This window comes from Streptomyces orinoci (assembly GCF_003121295.1).
Taxonomy (GTDB): domain Bacteria; phylum Actinomycetota; class Actinomycetes; order Streptomycetales; family Streptomycetaceae; genus Streptomyces; species Streptomyces orinoci.
The window spans coordinates 43,586-59,178 of record NZ_PHNC01000004.1 but is presented as its reverse complement, the minus strand read 5'-3'; the positions used below and the strand labels follow the sequence as shown (position 1 = coordinate 59,178).

Below are 15,593 nucleotides of genomic sequence, written 5' to 3'. Positions count from 1 at the left end.
CCGCGCTCCGGCACTGCTCCCGGCGCCGCTTTCCACACCCCCGCCACCGGGTGGATCCTGGAAGCGGAAGGCACCCGGCGGGAGGTGACCGGCGATGCGCACCGGCAATGAACCGATGACCGCGCGCAGCCCGCTGCGGCTGCGCTGCGCGCTGGCGAGCTGGGGACTGGTCTGCGCCGTCGCCGGTACGGTGCTGTTCGCGCTGACCGGACATCCCGGCTGGGCGATCGTCTTCGGGGTGCTGCTGGCGGTGACCATCGTCGATCTCTCCATGGTCATCCGCCATATCCGGCAGGGCCCGCACTACCAGCCCGGCCGGGACGTACCGCCCTATGAGCCGGTCAGCGACCACAAGCGGCGGGACGAACCCTGACGCTCACGACGGGGCTCGTCCCGCCCCACCGCACTCAGCGCCCGCCCCATCCTGCTCGACGCACGCCCCTCCGCGCCCCTGCCCGCACCCATGCGCCCCGCTAAGCCTTCACAAGGCCCTGTACGCGCCCGTGCACCTCACTGCCCGTACACCTCACTGCCCGAACCGGGCCGCCGCCAGGAAGTCCGGCCGCGGGTCGAGGGCGGCCGCCAGCCGGAAGTAGCGCACCGCTTCTCCCCCGCGCCCCGCCCGCTGAAGCGTGCGGGCCAGGGCGAAGTGAGCGTAGGCGTTGTCCGGCTCGCGCTCGATGACCACCTGGAACTCCCGCTCGGCGGCGCCCAGCCGGGCGGCCGCGAAATAGGCGCGGGCCCGCAGCAGACGGGCCGCGGTGTTCTCCGGATGGGCCGCGATCACCGAGTCCAGCAGCTGGACGGCGCCACGCGGATCCCGGGCGTCCAGCAGCCGCTCCGCCGTGCGGAAGGCGATGACATGGGTTTCCGGTGTGGGCTGGGGCACGGCCATCGTCCTTCCTCCTGCGGTGCGTCGCCAGGGCGCCGGGTACGGCCGGTAACGGCCCGGCGCGGCCGTCTATTCCCCGCGCCTATTCCCCGGCGCGCGCCAGCAACTCGCGCCACACCTCGGCGACTCGGTCCTCCAGCGCCGCCAGCGGACCATTGTTGTCGATCACCAGGTCGGCCACCGCCAGCCGTTCCTCCCGGGTGGCCTGGGCGGCCATCCGGGCCCGCGCCTCGTCCTCGGTCATCCCCCGCAGCCGCACCAGCCGCTCCAGCCGGGTGCGCTCGGTGGCGTCCACGACCACCACCAGGTCGTACAGCGGCGCCAGTCCGTTCTCGGCGAGCAGCGGGACATCGTGCACCACCACCGCCTCCGGGCCGGCCGCGGCCTCCAGTTCCAGCGAACGGGCCCGGACCAGCGGATGCACAATGGCGTTCAGCGCCCTGAGCCGTTCCTCGTCGGCGAAGACGATGGCGCCCAGCCGGGGGCGGTCCAGGGTGCCGTCCGCGGCCAGCACTTCGGGGCCGAACTCGGCAACCACCGCCGCCAGCCCGGGCGTTCCCGGCTCGACCACCTCCCGGGCGATCCGGTCCGCGTCCACGATCACCGCGCCCCGGGCGGCCAGCAGCCGCGACACTTCGCTCTTGCCCGAACCGATGCCCCCTGTGAGGCCCACCTTCACCATGGGCCCCACGCTATCGGCAGGCCGCTCACTGCCCGCCGTCACCCTCCCGGTCGGCCAGGAAACGCTCGAACTCCGCGCCCAGTTCATCCGCGGACGGCAGGTCCACCGGCTCGGCCACCAGACTGCCGCGGGTCTCCGCGCCGGCCACCGCGTCGTACTGGTGCTCAAGTCCCCTGACCAGGCCGACCAGTTCCTCGTCGCCCTCGGCGATCTGCCGCTCGATCTCCTCCTGGGTGCGCAGCGCCGCGGTGCGCAGGGCGTGCGCGGTGTGCGGCAGCACCAGCCCGGTGGCGGAGGTCAGCGCCTCCAGCGCGGTCAACGCCGCGTCCGGATAGGGCGAACGGGCCACATAGTGCGGAACGTGCGCGGCGATCCCCAGGACGTCGTGCCCCGCCTCGGCCAGCCGGAACTCCACCAGCGACTCGGCGCTGCCGGGCACTTGGGCCTCCTCGAACAGGGGCCGGTGGCCGCGTACCAGCTCGGACCGGTTGCCATGCGGGGTGATGCCCACCGGGCGGGTGTGCGGCACTCCCATGGGAATGCCATGGAAGTTCACCGACAGCCGCACCCCCAGCCGCTCCACCAACTGCCGTACCGCCACGGCGAATCGCTCCCACTCCACATCCGGCTCCGGACCGGACAGCAGCAGGAAGGGCGCCCCGGTGGCGTCCTGCACCAGGCGCAGCTCGATCGCCGGCGTCTCATAGGCGGTCCAGCGGTCCCGCTGGAAGGTCAGCAGCGGGCGGCGCGCCCGGTAGTCGATCAGACGGTCATGGTCGAAGCGTGCCACGACCTGGTGCGGCTGGCCGTCCAGCAGCCGCCGGACGATCTGGTCACCCGTCTCACCCGCGTCGATATAGCCGTCGAAGTGGTAGAGCATGACCAGGCCGGCGGTGTCCTGAGCCAGAGCCAGGTCGGCCACGGCGAGCCCCTTGGGCTCCCATTCGTACAAACCCTGCGGATCCAACACGGTCCCCGTTCCTCCTCATGTTCCGTCAGGGGGAACGTTCTTGGGCTCCGCCGCCATTCCCGAGGACGCCGGCCTTCCCACAACGGCGAGGTCCACAAACGAGGCTCATAACGACCAGTCCGGCAACGACGGGGCCCACAACGACGGCGAGGCCCGTCCCCCTTTTCGGGGAACGGGCCTCGCCCTCAGCCTGCTGTCAGCTACAGCGACCGGTCAGAGCTTCAGCTCTGGCCACCCGCCAGCTTCTCGCGGAGCGCGGCCAGCGCCTCGTCCGACGCCAGGGCGCCGGAGTTGTCGGCCGACTCCGAGGAGTACGAGCCACCGGCCGGAGCGGCCTGCTGGGCGGCCTGGTCGCCGGCGGCGGCAGCCTCGGCGTCCGCCTCGCGGGACTTGATGACCTGCGCCTGGTGCTGCTCGAAGCGCTGCTGCGCCTCGGCGTACTGGCGCTCCCACTCCTCGCGCTGCTTCTCGTAACCCGGCAGCCAGTCGTTGGCCTCGGGGTCGAAGCCCTCGGGGTAGATGTAGTTGCCCTGGTCGTCGTAGGACGCGGCCATGCCGTACAGGGTCGGGTCGAACTCGACCACGGACGGGTCGGCACCGAAGGACTCGTTGGCCTGCTTCAGCGAGAGGCTGATGCGGCGGCGCTCGAGGTCGATGTCGATGACCTTGACGAAGATCTCGTCGTTGACCTGGACGACCTGCTCCGGGATCTCCACGTGGCGCTCGGCCAGCTCGGAGATGTGGACCAGGCCCTCGATGCCCTCGTCAACGCGGACGAACGCGCCGAAGGGAACGAGCTTGGTGACCTTACCCGGGACGACCTGACCGATCTGGTGGGTCCGGGCGAACTGCTGCCACGGGTCTTCCTGGGTGGCCTTGAGCGACAGGGAGACGCGCTCGCGGTCCATGTCCACGTCCAGGACCTCGACCGTGACCTCCTGGCCGACCTCGACGACCTCGGAGGGGTGGTCGATGTGCTTCCAGGACAGCTCGGAGACGTGCACCAGACCGTCCACGCCGCCCAGGTCCACAAAGGCACCGAAGTTGACGATGGAGGAGACGACGCCGGAGCGCACCTGGCCCTTCTGCAGGGTGGTGAGGAAGGTCTGGCGGACCTCGCTCTGGGTCTGCTCCAGCCAGGCACGGCGGGACAGGACCACGTTGTTGCGGTTCTTGTCCAGCTCGATGATCTTGGCCTCGAGCTCCTTGCCCACGTAGGGCTGCAGGTCGCGCACGCGGCGCATCTCGACCAGGGAGGCCGGCAGGAAGCCACGGAGGCCGATGTCGAGGATGAGACCACCCTTGACGACCTCGATGACGGTACCGGTGACGATGCCGTCCTCTTCCTTGATCTTCTCGATCGTGCCCCAGGCCCGCTCGTACTGAGCGCGCTTCTTGGACAGGATCAGGCGGCCTTCCTTGTCCTCCTTCTGGAGAACGAGGGCCTCGACCTGGTCACCGACGGAGACGACCTCATTGGGGTCCACGTCGTGCTTGATCGAGAGCTCGCGGGAGGGGATGACACCCTCGGTCTTGTAACCGATGTCGAGCAGGACCTCGTCCCGGTCGACCTTCACGATGACGCCGTCGACGATGTCGCCGTCGTTGAAGTACTTGATCGTCTCGTCGATCGCGGCGAGGAAGGCTTCCTCGTTACCGATGTCGTTGACCGCAACCTGCGGGGTGGTGGCGGTGGTCTCGGTGCTGCTCGTCATGTGGGAAAGGGCTCCGGTACGGACATTGAAGTCGTAGGTACTGCTACGCCGAGAGCCCGTATATCGCACCGCCGAAGCCGGACAGCCTTGGAGACGCGATGTTTCCGAAGAGTCCTGGGACACTTGGGAAGCGCCTCGACAACCGAGGGGACATACAACAAGTGCGAAAGCGGCCTGCTCGGTCCGAGGCGCGCAGGCCCGCAGCGCAACTTGTAGCATACGGGGGCAGCCGGAGACGGTCAATGCGCGAAGGCGCACACCCGGGACAAAACACCCCGCAACCGGCCCAACTCGCGTTCCGCGAGGCCATAAAGCCTACTGAAGACTATTGCCGGGGGCACGAGCGCCGAGATGATCCACGACGACGAGCCCCAGGCCACCCGGCGGCAGGCCGGTGCCGGTGAGAGCAGCCGGGCCAGCCGGGGCTGGTGGGACCGCAACGCGGATGAGTACCAGACCGAGCATGGCGCGTTCCTGGGCGACGACCGGTTCATCTGGGGGCCGGAGGGGCTGGACGAGGCGGAGGCCGGGCTGCTCGGCCGCTCCCCGGAGGGGCTGGACGTACTGGAGATCGGCGCCGGCGCCGCCCAGTGCGCGCGCTGGCTGAAGGCCCGGGGAGCGCGTCCGGTGGCCCTGGACCTCTCCCACCGGCAGCTCCAGCACGCGCTGCGGATCGGCGCGGACTTCCCCCTGGTGGAGGCCGACGCGGGCGCGCTGCCCTTCGCGGACGGTTCCTTCGACCTGGCCTGCTCGGCCTATGGCGCGCTGCCCTTCGTCGCCGATCCGGTACGGGTGATGCGCGAGGTGCACCGGGTGCTGCGGCCCGGCGGGCGCTGGGTCTTCTCCGTCACCCACCCCATCCGCTGGGCCTTCCCCGACGAGCCGGGGCCCGAGGGCCTGTCGGTGGCCGCCTCCTACTTCGACCGCACCCCCTATGTGGAGCAGGACGAGACGGGGCGTGCCGTCTATGTGGAGCACCACCGCACCCTGGGCGACCGGGTACGCGAGGTGGCGGCGGCCGGCTTCCGCCTGGTGGATCTCGTGGAACCGGAATGGCCCGAGTGGAACACCCAGGAGTGGGGCGGCTGGTCGCCGCTGCGCGGGCATCTGATCCCGGGCACCGCGATCTTCGTCTGCGACCGGGACTGAGCGCTCGGCTCCCGTTTTCCGCCGCGACCGGGGTTGCGGCGACACTGGGCGGCGTGATCCACGCCGACGCCCTCGCCTCGCTGCCCGTACGCACCGTTCTGCCCGGCCTGTCCGCCGCCCTGGACGGGCATGGCGCGGCGGTGCTCTGCGCCCCGCCCGGCACCGGCAAGACCACCCTGGTGCCGCTGGCCCTGGCCGGGCTGACCGGCGACGATGCCTCCGCACGGCGTCGGGTGGTGGTCGCCGAGCCCCGGCGGATCGCGGCCCGGGCGGCCGCCCGGCGGATGGCCTGGCTGCTGGGCGAGCAGGTCGGCGAGAGCGTTGGCTTCACGGTGCGCGGGGAGCGGCGGGCGGGCCCGTCCACCCTGGTCGAGGTGGTCACCACCGGTGTGCTGCTGCAACGGCTGCAACGGGACCCGGAGCTGGCCGGGGTCGATCTGGTGGTGCTGGACGAGTGCCATGAACGGCATCTGGACGCCGACACCGCCGCCGCCTTCCTGCTGGACGTACGCGCCGCGCTCCGCCCCGGGCTGCGGCTGCTGGCGGCCTCGGCGACCACGGACGCCGAGGGCTGGGCCAAGCTGCTGGGCGGGGCGCCGGTGGTCATGGCCGAGGGCGTGTCCCACCCGGTCGAGGTGGTGTGGGCGCCGCCGGCCGGGCCGGTGCGGCCGCCGCATGGGATGCGGGTGGACCCGGCACTGCTGGAACATGTGGCGGCCGTGGTGCGGCGGGCGCTGGGCGAGCGGTCCGGGGATGTGCTGTGCTTCCTGCCCGGGGTCGGGGAGATCGCCCGGGTGGCCGGGCTGCTGGGCGGTCTGGCGGGGGTCGAGGTTTTGCAGGTGCATGGCCGCGCGCCGGCGGCCGTGCAGGACGCGGTGCTGGCCGGCGGCCCGGGGCGGCGGGTGGTGCTGGCCACCTCGGTGGCCGAGTCCAGCCTGACGGTGCCCGGGGTGCGGGTGGTGGTGGACGCGGGGCTGGCGCGGGAGCCGCGGACGGACCATGCGCGCGGGCTGAGCGCGCTGACCACGGTACGGGCCTCACGGGCCGCCGCCCGGCAGCGCGCGGGACGGGCCGGCCGGGAGGCGCCGGGCACGGTCTACCGCTGCTGGGCCGAGGGCGAGGACGCCCGGCTGCCGCGCTTCCCCGCCCCGGAGATCACGGTCGCCGATCTGACCGCCTTCGCCCTGCAGGCCGCCTGCTGGGGCGACCCCGGTGCCGCCTCGCTGGCGCTGCTGGACCCGCCGCCCGCGGGGGCGCTGGCCGCAGCGCGCGCCGTGCTGGAGGCGACGGGCGCGGTGGAGCGGGACGGGCGCCCCACGGAGCGCGGCCGGCGCATGGCGCGGCTGGGGGTGCATCCGCGCCTGGCCCGCGCCTTGCTGGACGGCGCCCCGGAGCTGGGCACCCGCCGGGCGGCCGAACTGGTGGCCCTGCTGAGCGAGGAGCCGCCCCGGGAGTACGGCGACGACCTGGCCGAGGTCTGGCGCCGGGCCCGGCGCGGCGGGGACGGCTATGCGGCGCGCTGGCGGGCGGAGGTCCGGCGGCTGGCCGGGGCGGTGCCCCAGGAACCGGACCCCGGCGCGCTCACCGATGACGCGGCGGCCGGTCTGATCGCGGCCCTGGCCTTCCCGGAGCGGGTGGCCCGGGCCCGTAATGAGAGCGCCTTTCTGATGGTCTCCGGTACCGGAGCCGTCCTGGGCGAGGGTTCCCGGCTGCGCAGCGCGCCCTGGCTGGCGGTGGCCGTCGCCGACCGGCCGGTGTCGGCGGCCTCCGCGCGGGTGCGGCTGGGGGCGGTGATCGACGAGCGGACGGCCCTGGAGGCGGCCGGCGCGTTCCTCGCCGAGGACGAGGAGGTGCACTGGTCCACCGAGCGGCGCGATGTGGTGGCCCGGAGCGTGCGGCGGCTGGGGGCGGTGGAACTCTCCGCCCGCGCGCTGCCCGCCCCGGATCCGCGCCTGGTGCGGGCGGCGCTGCTGACGGGGCTGCGCGAGGAGGGTCTGGGGCTGCTGCGCTGGACGCCGGAGGCGGTCTCGCTGCGGCAGCGGCTGGCCTTTCTCCACCGGGAACTGGGCGAACCCTGGCCGGAGGTGACCGACGCGGCGCTGCTGGAGCGGGCCGAGGAGTGGCTCGGCTGGGAGCCGGAGCGGGTCTCGCGGCGGGCCGGTCTGGAGCGGCTGGACGCCGGGAAGGCGCTGGAGCGGCTGCTGCCCTGGGCGACCGGGGAGGCGGCGCGGCTCGCCGAGCTGGCTCCGGAGCGGGTGGAGGTGCCCAGCGGGTCGCGGATCCGGCTGGACTACTCCGGTGAGCAGCCGGTCCTGGCCGTCAAACTGCAGGAGCTCTTCGGGCTGGGCGAGACCCCGCGCATCGCGGACGGCCGGGTTCCGCTGCTGGTCCACCTGCTCTCACCGGCCGGCCGGCCGGCCGCGGTCACGGCCGACCTGGCCTCCTTCTGGCGGGACGGGTACCGGGCGGTACGGGCGGAACTGCGCGGGCGCTATCCCCGGCATCCGTGGCCGGAGGACCCTACGGCTGCCGTGCCGACTCGGCGTACGAACGCCCGGCGGTGAGGCTGGGCGTTCGCACGCCGCATTCGGGTGCGGGGCGCTGTGGCTGGGGGCGCCCGAGCGGCGGAGCCGCACAACGAAACTGTCCCGCGCCCCTGGCGGGGCGGTCGCTGTCGGGCGGGCGGACGGGCGTGCCGAGGCGGCCCGCCCAGTGGGGCGTTGCCATTCGGGTGCGGGCCGTCTGTGGCTGGTCGCGCCCGCGCGGCGGAGCCGCAGAACGAAACTGCCTCGCGCCCCTGGCGGGGCGCTCCCCTACGGCAGGTAGCGCTCCAGGGCTGCCGCGCCCTTTTCCTCGATGTGCCGTCGGGCGGCCTCGATCCGTTCGGGAGTGAGGTCGTGACCGGAGGCCAGCACCAGGTCCTCCGGGTCGAAGGGCCGCTCCGCGCCGGTGTACAGCCGGGCGGGGCGGGAGGTGGTGGATGCGTCCTCGGGACTCTCCTTCACGGTGAGCCTCCTTCGCTCAGCGACGCCCGTGGCCGGGGGTCGCCCATTCGGGTGTTCTCTCCATCCTGGGCCACGCCCGGGCCGAACGCACAACGATCTCGGCGGGCCCGGCCATCCAGCACCAGGGCCAGGGCCAGCAGGGCCGCGCCCAGCCCGGTGCAGCCCCCGGGCACATAGTCGGTGAGCAGCAGCAACAGCTGCCGCTGGGTCTTCACCAGGTGGACCACGGAGTCCACATAGTCGGGGCGCATCCTCACATCCCCGGCGAAGGCGGTGATCGGCTTCTTCTCCGGGTGGCCGGTCCAGCGCATCTCCTCCCGGTGCAGCTCCTCGCCATTGACCGGGCTGCCCGTGGTGGGATCGACCCAGAACATCCGTTTGGTGGTGTACCAGCGCTCCAGCCCCAGCTGCCGGACCGTCTCGGGGGTGACGCCCAGTGGCAGCGTCCGGGGGACCGGCACCCGGGTCCAGGGCACGGTCTGCTCGAAGTAGTAGACCCGCAACCCGTGGAAGGTCCGGGTTCCTCCGTAGTGGATGGGCGCCGCGGTCCGGGTCATCAGGTCGAAGTACTGGTAGTCGTGCTTTCGCACCTGGAACGGCCACTTGTACTCGATGCCCTCGTGGCGCACCGGTGTGCCGTCGATCTGTTCGCCGCCGGTGTGCACCGGCTGCTGGCTGTGGGCGTCGAAGACATAGCGCTCGGGGATGCGCGAGACCATCGCCCCGTCCGGCCCGGCGACATAGGTGAGGGTGTCCCAGACCACCACATCGCGCCCGGTGGCGTCCTTGATCTTCCGGGCCTGGCGGGCGTCGCCCTTGACCGTCTGGACCATGGACACCTTGGCCACCTGCCGGGGCTGGAGCGTGGCGTAGTCGATCAGGGTGGCGTCCCTGGCCTCCAGCACGGTCGCCATGTACTGGCCGGGCGGCACCTTGGCCAGGCGCGGATAGGCGTAGTAACGCAGCAGCGGCGCCAGGGCGGCGCAGAACACGGCGAGGGCGAGCAGTACCAGGCTTGCCGGGCGGCGCACCGCGGGTCCCGGCTAGGGGTGCGCGGGGATCGAGGACAGCAGCGGCTTGGGCGAAGTGCCGCTGTCCGGTGGGCCGATGGCGGTGAGGGCCAGGACCAGGGCGAGGGCGGCGGCCAGTCCGATGGCCGCGGCGGCCAGTGCGCGCACGCCGAACCTCCCGTTGTCCGACAGGACTTGAAGGTAAGGGGGCACGGTAACAACGCCCGGCGCAGAAGAGAACACGCTGTGCCGCCCAAGGCGGCACAGCGTGCGGCGGCTCAGTGCGCGGCGGACTCCCAGTCCCCGCCGACACCCACCGAAACATCCAGCGGGGCAAGCAGGTTGACCGCCCCGGCCATCTCCCGGCGCACCAGCTCCTCCACCTGCTCCCGCTCGCCCGGAGCGATCTCCAGCACCACTTCGTCGTGCACCTGCAGCAGCATCCGGGAGGACAGCTCCTCGGCGTCCAGCGCCTTGGCCACCCGCAGCATCGCCAGCTTGACGATGTCCGCCGCGGTGCCCTGGATGGGGGCGTTGAGCGCCATCCGCTCGGCCATCTCCCGGCGCTGGCGGTTGTCGCTGTTGAGGTCGGGCAGATAGCGGCGGCGGCCGAGCATGGTCTCGGTGTAGCCGGTGGCCCGGGCCTCCTCCACCACCCGCCGCAGATAGTCCCGTACGCCGCCGAACCGCTCGAAGTAGGTGTCCATCAGCCGCCGGGCCTCATCGGGCGAGATGCTCAGCTGCTGGGACAGGCCGAACGCCGACAGACCGTAGGCCAGTCCGTAGGACATCGCCTTGATCTTGCGGCGCATCTCGGCGTCCACCTCGGACTTGGCCACGCCGAACACCTGGGAGGCCACCGTGGTGTGCAGGTCCTCGCCCGAGGTGAAGGCCTCGATCAGGCCCTCGTCCTTGGAGAGGTGAGCCATCACCCGCAGCTCGATCTGGCTGTAGTCGGCCGTCATCAGCGACTCAAAGCCCTCGCCCACCACAAAGCAGCGCCGGATGCGGCTGCCGTCGGCGGTGCGCACCGGGATGTTCTGCAGATTGGGGTCGGTGGAGGACAGCCGTCCGGTGGCCGCCACCATCTGGTTGAAGGTGGTGTGGATCCGGCCGTCCGCCGCCAGGTTGTTGATCAGGCCCTCGACCGTGGTGCGCAGCTTGGCGCGGTCCCGGTGGCGCAACAGGATCACCGGCAGCTCGTTCTCCGTCTGGGCGGCGAGCCAGGCCAGGGCGTCGGCGTCGGTGGTGTAACCGGTCTTGATCTTCTTGGTCCTGGGCAGGCCCAGCTCCTCGAAGAGCACCTCCTGCAGCTGCTTGGGCGAGGAGAGGTTGAACTCCCGCCCGGCCGCCGCATGGGCCTCCTTGACCGCCTGCTCGATCTCGCCCAGGTACTCCTCGGAGAGCCGCTCCAGCCGCTCCCGGTCCACCGCGATGCCCTCGCGCTCCATGCCCACCAGCAGATCGCCGACCGGAAGCTCCAGGTCGCGCATCAGCCCCAGGGCGCCGGTGCCGGCCAGCCGGCGCTCATAGAAGGTGCCCAGGTCCAGGACGGCCCGGCCCTCCAGCATCAGCTTCTCGGCGGCCTCCTTGTCGGCGGTGCCGTCGAAGTCGAAGGCCTGCTGGCCGGCCTCGGCCTTGTCCGGATCGACGCGCGGCAGCACCCGGCCCAGCTTGTCCTCCACCAGCACCTCCAGCTCGGTGAGCTGGCGCTTGTTCTTGTTGAACCGCACCTTTCCGGCGCGCTTCTGGCGGTGGCGGTTGAGCGGGTCGGTCTCGAAGGGGCGGGCGCCCGGCTCGTCCAGATAGGCGGCCACGGCGGTGTCCATCACCACTCCGGCCACCTGCCAGCCGCGCTCGGCGAAGACCCGCACCACCCGCTTGGCCATGTGCAGCACCTTGGGGCGGCCGGAGTCGGCCAGCCAGCCGGCGAACGCCCGGTCGTCCCCCTCGGACAGCTCCTGGGGGACAAACCAGCAGGCCCGCCCGTCCGGCAGCGCCAGGGCGACCTCATGGACGTCCCCACTGCCCAGCTTCCAGTCGTAACCGGCCACCACGGCGGTCTCCACATCCGCCGGGATCTCCGCCAGCCAGGGGGCGAGCTCATCGGTGCCGAGCATCCGGCCGTCGAGCTCGATCTCCACCTCCTCGGCGGCCTCCTCCACCGCGGCCACCGGGTCGGTGGCGAACAGCCGGTCCTTCAGGCTCTTGTTGCGGATCTCCAGCCGCTCCAGCAGCTCGGTCATCCCCGGCAGGTCATAGCCCTCCCGGACCAGGCCCTCCGGGCCCACCGAGAGCTCCACATCGCGCACCATCTCGGTCAGCCGGCGGTTGAGCTTGACCGCCTCCAGGTGGTCCCGCAGGTTCTGCCCCGCCTTGCCCTTGACCTCGTCCACCCGCTCCACCAGCCCGGCGAACGAACCGAACTGGTTGATCCACTTCGCAGCGGTCTTCTCCCCCACCCCCGGGATGCCCGGCAGATTGTCCGAGGGGTCGCCGCGCAGCGCGGCGAAGTCCGGGTACTGGGCCGGGGAGAGCCCGTACTTCTCCTGGACCTTCTCCGGGGTGAACCGGGTCAGCTCGGAGACTCCCTTGGTCGGATACAGCACCGTGACCGCGTCGCTGACCAGCTGGAAGGCGTCCCGGTCACCGGTGACGATGGACACCTCGAAGCCCTGCGCCTCGGCCTGGGTGGCCAGCGTGGCGATCACATCGTCGGCCTCATAGCCGTCCACCGCGAACCGCGGCACCCGCATATGGTCCAGCAGCTCGCCGATCAGCTTCACCTGGCCCTTGAACTCGTCCGGGGTCTGCGAACGGGTCGCCTTGTACTCCGCGTACTCCTCGGAGCGCCAGGTCTTGCGGGAGACGTCGAAGGCCACCGCGAAATGGGTGGGCCGCTCATCACGCAGGGTGTTGGCCAGCATCGACGCAAAGCCGTACACCGCGTTGGTGGGCTGGCCGCCGGAGGTGGTGAAGTTCTCCGCGGGCAGCGCGAAGAACGCCCGGTACGCCATGGAATGCCCGTCCATCAGGAGCAGACGGGGGCGTCCTCCCTCCACGGCCCCGGTGCCGGCCGTCTCGTTCGCCTCGTTCGCTTCGGATGCTGTCTGCGATGCCTTTGCTGCCACGCCCTCGATCCTGCCACGGCCCACCGACAATCCCGACCGCCCCGGATCCCGGTCACCCTCCCCGGCCCGTTGTCAGTGCCCCGTGGCAGGATCAGCACCGTACGCACAGCCCGTACCACCGAGCCGCTCAAGGGGGAGCGAGATGGCAGGCAAGCCGCCCACCGGCGATCCGGTACAGGACGCACCCGAGGTCACCGCTCCCCCGCACGCCGCCGCGGGGCTGCCGGCCGTCGCCCACTCCCTGCGCGTCGCCCAGGCACAGATGGGCGTCAAGCGCACCGCCCTCACCCTCCTCAAGGTCAACCAGAAGGACGGCTTCGACTGCCCCGGCTGCGCCTGGCCCGAGCCCGATAAACGGCACGCCGCCGAATTCTGCGAGAACGGCGCCAAGGCGGTGGCCGAGGAGGCCACCCTGCGCCGGGTCACCCCCGAGTTCTTCGCCGCCCACTCCGTCCCCTCGCTGGCCGGCCGCAGCGGCTACTGGCTCGGCCAGCAGGGCCGCCTCACCCAGCCCATGTACCTGGCCGAGGGCGAGGAGCACTACCGGCCGGTCTCCTGGGACCGCGCCTTCGACATCATCGCCGGTGAACTGAAGGCGCTGGACAGCCCGGATGAGGCCGTCTTCTACACCTCCGGCCGCACCAGCAACGAAGCGGCCTTCCTCTACCAGCTCTTCGCCCGCGAATTCGGCACCAACAACCTGCCCGACTGCTCCAACATGTGCCATGAGTCCTCGGGTTCGGCCCTCACCGACACCCTGGGCGTCGGCAAGGGCAGCGTCCTGCTGGAAGACCTCTACCGGGCCGACCTGATCATCGTCGCCGGGCAGAACCCCGGCACCAACCACCCCCGGATGCTCAGCGCCCTGGAAAAGGCCAAGGCCGGCGGCACCCGCATCATCACCGTCAACCCCCTGCCCGAAGCCGGCCTGGAGCGGTTCAAGAACCCGCAGAACGCCCGCGGCCTGGCCCTCGGCGGCACCCCGCTGACCGACCTCTTCCTGCAGATCCGCCTCGGCGGCGACCACGCCCTCTTCCGCCTCCTCAACCGGCTCATCCTGGAAACCGAAGGCGCCACCGACACCGCCTTCATCGAAGAACACACCCATGGCTTCGCCGAGTTCGAACGCGCCGCCCGCACCGCCGACTGGGACCAGACCCTGCGCGCCACCGGCCTCACCCGGGACGAGATCCACCGCGCCCTGCGCATGATCCTGGACTCCAAACGCGTCATCGTCTGCTGGGCCATGGGCCTCACCCAGCACAAACACGCCGTGGACACCATCAAGGAAGTCGTCAACTTCCTGCTGCTGCGCGGCAACATCGGCCGCCCCGGAGCGGGCGTCTGCCCCGTCCGCGGCCACAGCAACGTCCAGGGCGACCGCACCATGGGCATCTTCGAACGCCCCGCCCCCGCCTTCCTGGACGCCCTTGAAAAGGAGTTCGGCTTCACCCCGCCCCGCCACCACGGACTGGACGTGGTCCGCGCCATCCGCGCCCTGCGCGACGGCCAGGCCAAGGTCTTCTTCGCCATGGGCGGCAACTTCGTCTCCGCCACCCCCGACACCGACGTCACCGAGGCCGCCATCCGCCGCGCCCGGCTCACCGTCCATGTCTCCACCAAACTCAACCGCTCCCATGTGATCACCGGCGCCCACGCCCTGATCCTGCCCACCCTCGGCCGCACCGAGCGCGACCGGCAGCGCGGCGGCGAACAGTTCGTCACCGTCGAGGACTCCATGGGCATGGTCCACGCCTCCCGCGGCCGCCTCGCCCCGGCGAGCCCCCACCTGCTCTCCGAACCGGCCATCGTCTGCCGCCTGGCCCGCCGCGTACTGGGCGAACAAAGCACCACCCCCTGGGAGGAGTTCGAGGCCGACTACGCCACCATCCGCGACCGCATCGCCCGCGTCGTCCCCGGCTTCGAGGACTTCAACAACCGCGTCGCCGCACCCGGCGGCTTCACCCTGCCCCACGCCCCCCGCGACAGCCGCCGCTTCCCCACCACCACCGGCAAGGCCAACTTCACCGCCTCCACGGTCACTTGGCCCGAAGTCCCGGAAGGCCGCCTGCTGCTGCAGACCCTGCGCTCCCACGACCAGTACAACACCACCATCTACGGCCTCGACGACCGCTACCGCGGCATCAAGAACGGCCGCCGCGTCGTCCTGGTCAACCCCGCCGACGCCCGCCGGCTGGATCTCGCCGACGGCGCCTATGCCGACCTGGTCAGCGAATGGACCGACGGCAGCGAACGCCGCGCACCCGGCTTCCGGGTGGTCCACTACCCCACCGCCCCCGGCTGCGCCGCCGCCTACTACCCCGAGACCAACGTCCTGGTGCCGCTGGACCACACCGCCGACACCAGCAACACCCCCGCCAGCAAATCCCTGGTGATCCGGCTCGAACCGGCGGCCCGCCCCGCCTCCGGCGCCGCCACGGCGACCTGATAGGACGTACGCCATTCGACGATCACCTCGCCGGACCGGCCAACCAGCCGCAGCAGCCGACGAGTCCACCAGACAGGGGAGCGCGACCATGGGCGAACAGAGCACCACCATCTTCCCGCAGGAGGTCATCGACCTCTGGGCCGGCAGCGGCCTCGACCTCCCCACCCTCTTCTCCGCCGGAAACCTCGGCCGGCGCCTGGGCCTGCGCATCACCGAGGCCGCACCGGAGCGGATCACCGGCACCATGCCGGTCGAGGGCAATACCCAGCCCTATGGGCTGCTGCACGGCGGCGCCTCCGCCGTGCTCGCCGAGACCCTCGGCTCCATCGGAGCCATGCTGCACGGCGGGCCCGAGCGGATCGCCGTCGGCGTGGACCTCAACTGCACCCACCACCGCGGCGTACGGTCCGGCTTCATCACCGGCACGGCGACGCCGGTGCACCGGGGGCGCACCACGGCCACGTACGAGATCGTCATCACCGATGACCAGGAGAAGCGGGTTTGTACGGCGCGGCTTACCTGTGTGATCCGGGAGAACGAGCGCCGAGGCGACTGAGGTTGCGTTTCGACTGCGGGTTGCTGCGGGCTGG

General features: G+C 71.7%; 13 protein-coding genes. 5 read left to right on the top strand and 8 right to left on the bottom strand.

Annotated elements, in window-relative coordinates; translation table 11 throughout:
• The first annotated feature begins 94 nt into the window (after window positions 1–94).
• Window positions 95–373 carry a DUF6343 family protein gene (locus CV755_RS01095; RefSeq protein WP_109278211.1) on the top strand — a complete coding sequence of 93 codons (279 nt, stop codon included), beginning with the start codon at window positions 95–97 and terminating at the stop codon, window positions 371–373.
• A 153-nt stretch (window positions 374–526) separates the two neighbouring features.
• Here the strand turns inward: CV755_RS01095 and CV755_RS01090 are convergent, their stop codons facing one another.
• The 4 genes from CV755_RS01090 to rpsA all read right to left on the bottom strand — a co-directional run bounded on the left by CV755_RS01090 (window position 527) and on the right by rpsA (window position 4,259).
• Window positions 527–889: a tetratricopeptide repeat protein gene (locus tag CV755_RS01090; protein WP_109278333.1), complete on the bottom strand. Its 363-nt coding sequence runs from the start codon at window positions 887–889 to the stop codon at window positions 527–529.
• Window positions 890–974: 85 nt separating this feature from the next.
• Window positions 975–1,574, bottom strand: a complete 600-nt coding sequence (gene coaE / locus CV755_RS01085) for a dephospho-CoA kinase (RefSeq protein ID WP_109278210.1) — start codon at window positions 1,572–1,574, stop codon at window positions 975–977.
• 25 nt (window positions 1,575–1,599) lie between these two features.
• Window positions 1,600–2,544, bottom strand: a complete 945-nt coding sequence (locus tag CV755_RS01080) for a PAC2 family protein (RefSeq protein WP_109278209.1) — start codon at window positions 2,542–2,544, stop codon at window positions 1,600–1,602.
• Between the two features lie 221 nt (window positions 2,545–2,765).
• Window positions 2,766–4,259: a 30S ribosomal protein S1 gene (rpsA, locus tag CV755_RS01075; RefSeq protein WP_109278208.1), complete on the bottom strand. Its 1,494-nt coding sequence runs from the start codon at window positions 4,257–4,259 to the stop codon at window positions 2,766–2,768.
• Between the two features lie 351 nt (window positions 4,260–4,610).
• On the opposite strand from rpsA, the gene CV755_RS01070 reads away from it, so the two are divergent.
• Window positions 4,611–5,408 carry a class I SAM-dependent methyltransferase gene (locus tag CV755_RS01070; RefSeq protein ID WP_109278207.1) on the top strand — a complete coding sequence of 266 codons (798 nt, stop codon included), beginning with the start codon at window positions 4,611–4,613 and terminating at the stop codon, window positions 5,406–5,408.
• A gap of 53 nt (window positions 5,409–5,461) precedes the next feature.
• On the top strand, window positions 5,462–7,972 hold the full coding sequence (gene hrpB / locus CV755_RS01065; RefSeq protein ID WP_241560894.1) for an ATP-dependent helicase HrpB: 2,511 nt from the start codon (window positions 5,462–5,464) through the stop codon (window positions 7,970–7,972).
• 249 nt (window positions 7,973–8,221) lie between these two features.
• Here hrpB and CV755_RS01060 read toward each other — a convergent pair whose 3' ends face one another.
• The 4 genes from CV755_RS01060 to polA all read right to left on the bottom strand — a co-directional run bounded on the left by CV755_RS01060 (window position 8,222) and on the right by polA (window position 12,554).
• Entirely contained in the window at window positions 8,222–8,413 is a 192-nt protein-coding gene (locus tag CV755_RS01060) for a hypothetical protein (RefSeq protein ID WP_109278205.1), read from the bottom strand.
• A complete protein-coding gene (gene pgfA / locus CV755_RS01055; protein WP_109278204.1) occupies window positions 8,410–9,444 on the bottom strand; it encodes a cell envelope lipid trafficking protein PgfA in 1,035 nt (344 codons plus the stop codon). The genes CV755_RS01060 and pgfA overlap by 4 nt, the downstream gene beginning before the upstream one ends.
• Before the next feature lie 12 nt (window positions 9,445–9,456).
• A complete protein-coding gene (locus tag CV755_RS01050; RefSeq protein WP_109278203.1) occupies window positions 9,457–9,591 on the bottom strand; it encodes an SPW_0924 family protein in 135 nt (44 codons plus the stop codon).
• A 110-nt stretch (window positions 9,592–9,701) separates the two neighbouring features.
• A complete protein-coding gene (polA, locus tag CV755_RS01045) occupies window positions 9,702–12,554 on the bottom strand; it encodes a DNA polymerase I (RefSeq protein ID WP_109278202.1) in 2,853 nt (950 codons plus the stop codon).
• Between the two features lie 142 nt (window positions 12,555–12,696).
• Between polA and CV755_RS01040 the strand changes: the two genes are divergently transcribed.
• Both CV755_RS01040 and CV755_RS01035 read left to right on the top strand, forming a co-directional pair.
• On the top strand, window positions 12,697–15,003 hold the full coding sequence (locus CV755_RS01040) for an FdhF/YdeP family oxidoreductase (protein ID WP_109278201.1): 2,307 nt from the start codon (window positions 12,697–12,699) through the stop codon (window positions 15,001–15,003).
• An 88-nt stretch (window positions 15,004–15,091) separates the two neighbouring features.
• Complete coding sequence (locus CV755_RS01035) at window positions 15,092–15,559, top strand: PaaI family thioesterase (RefSeq protein WP_109278200.1); 468 nt, start codon at window positions 15,092–15,094, stop codon at window positions 15,557–15,559.
• Window positions 15,560–15,593: the final 34 nt, after the last annotated feature.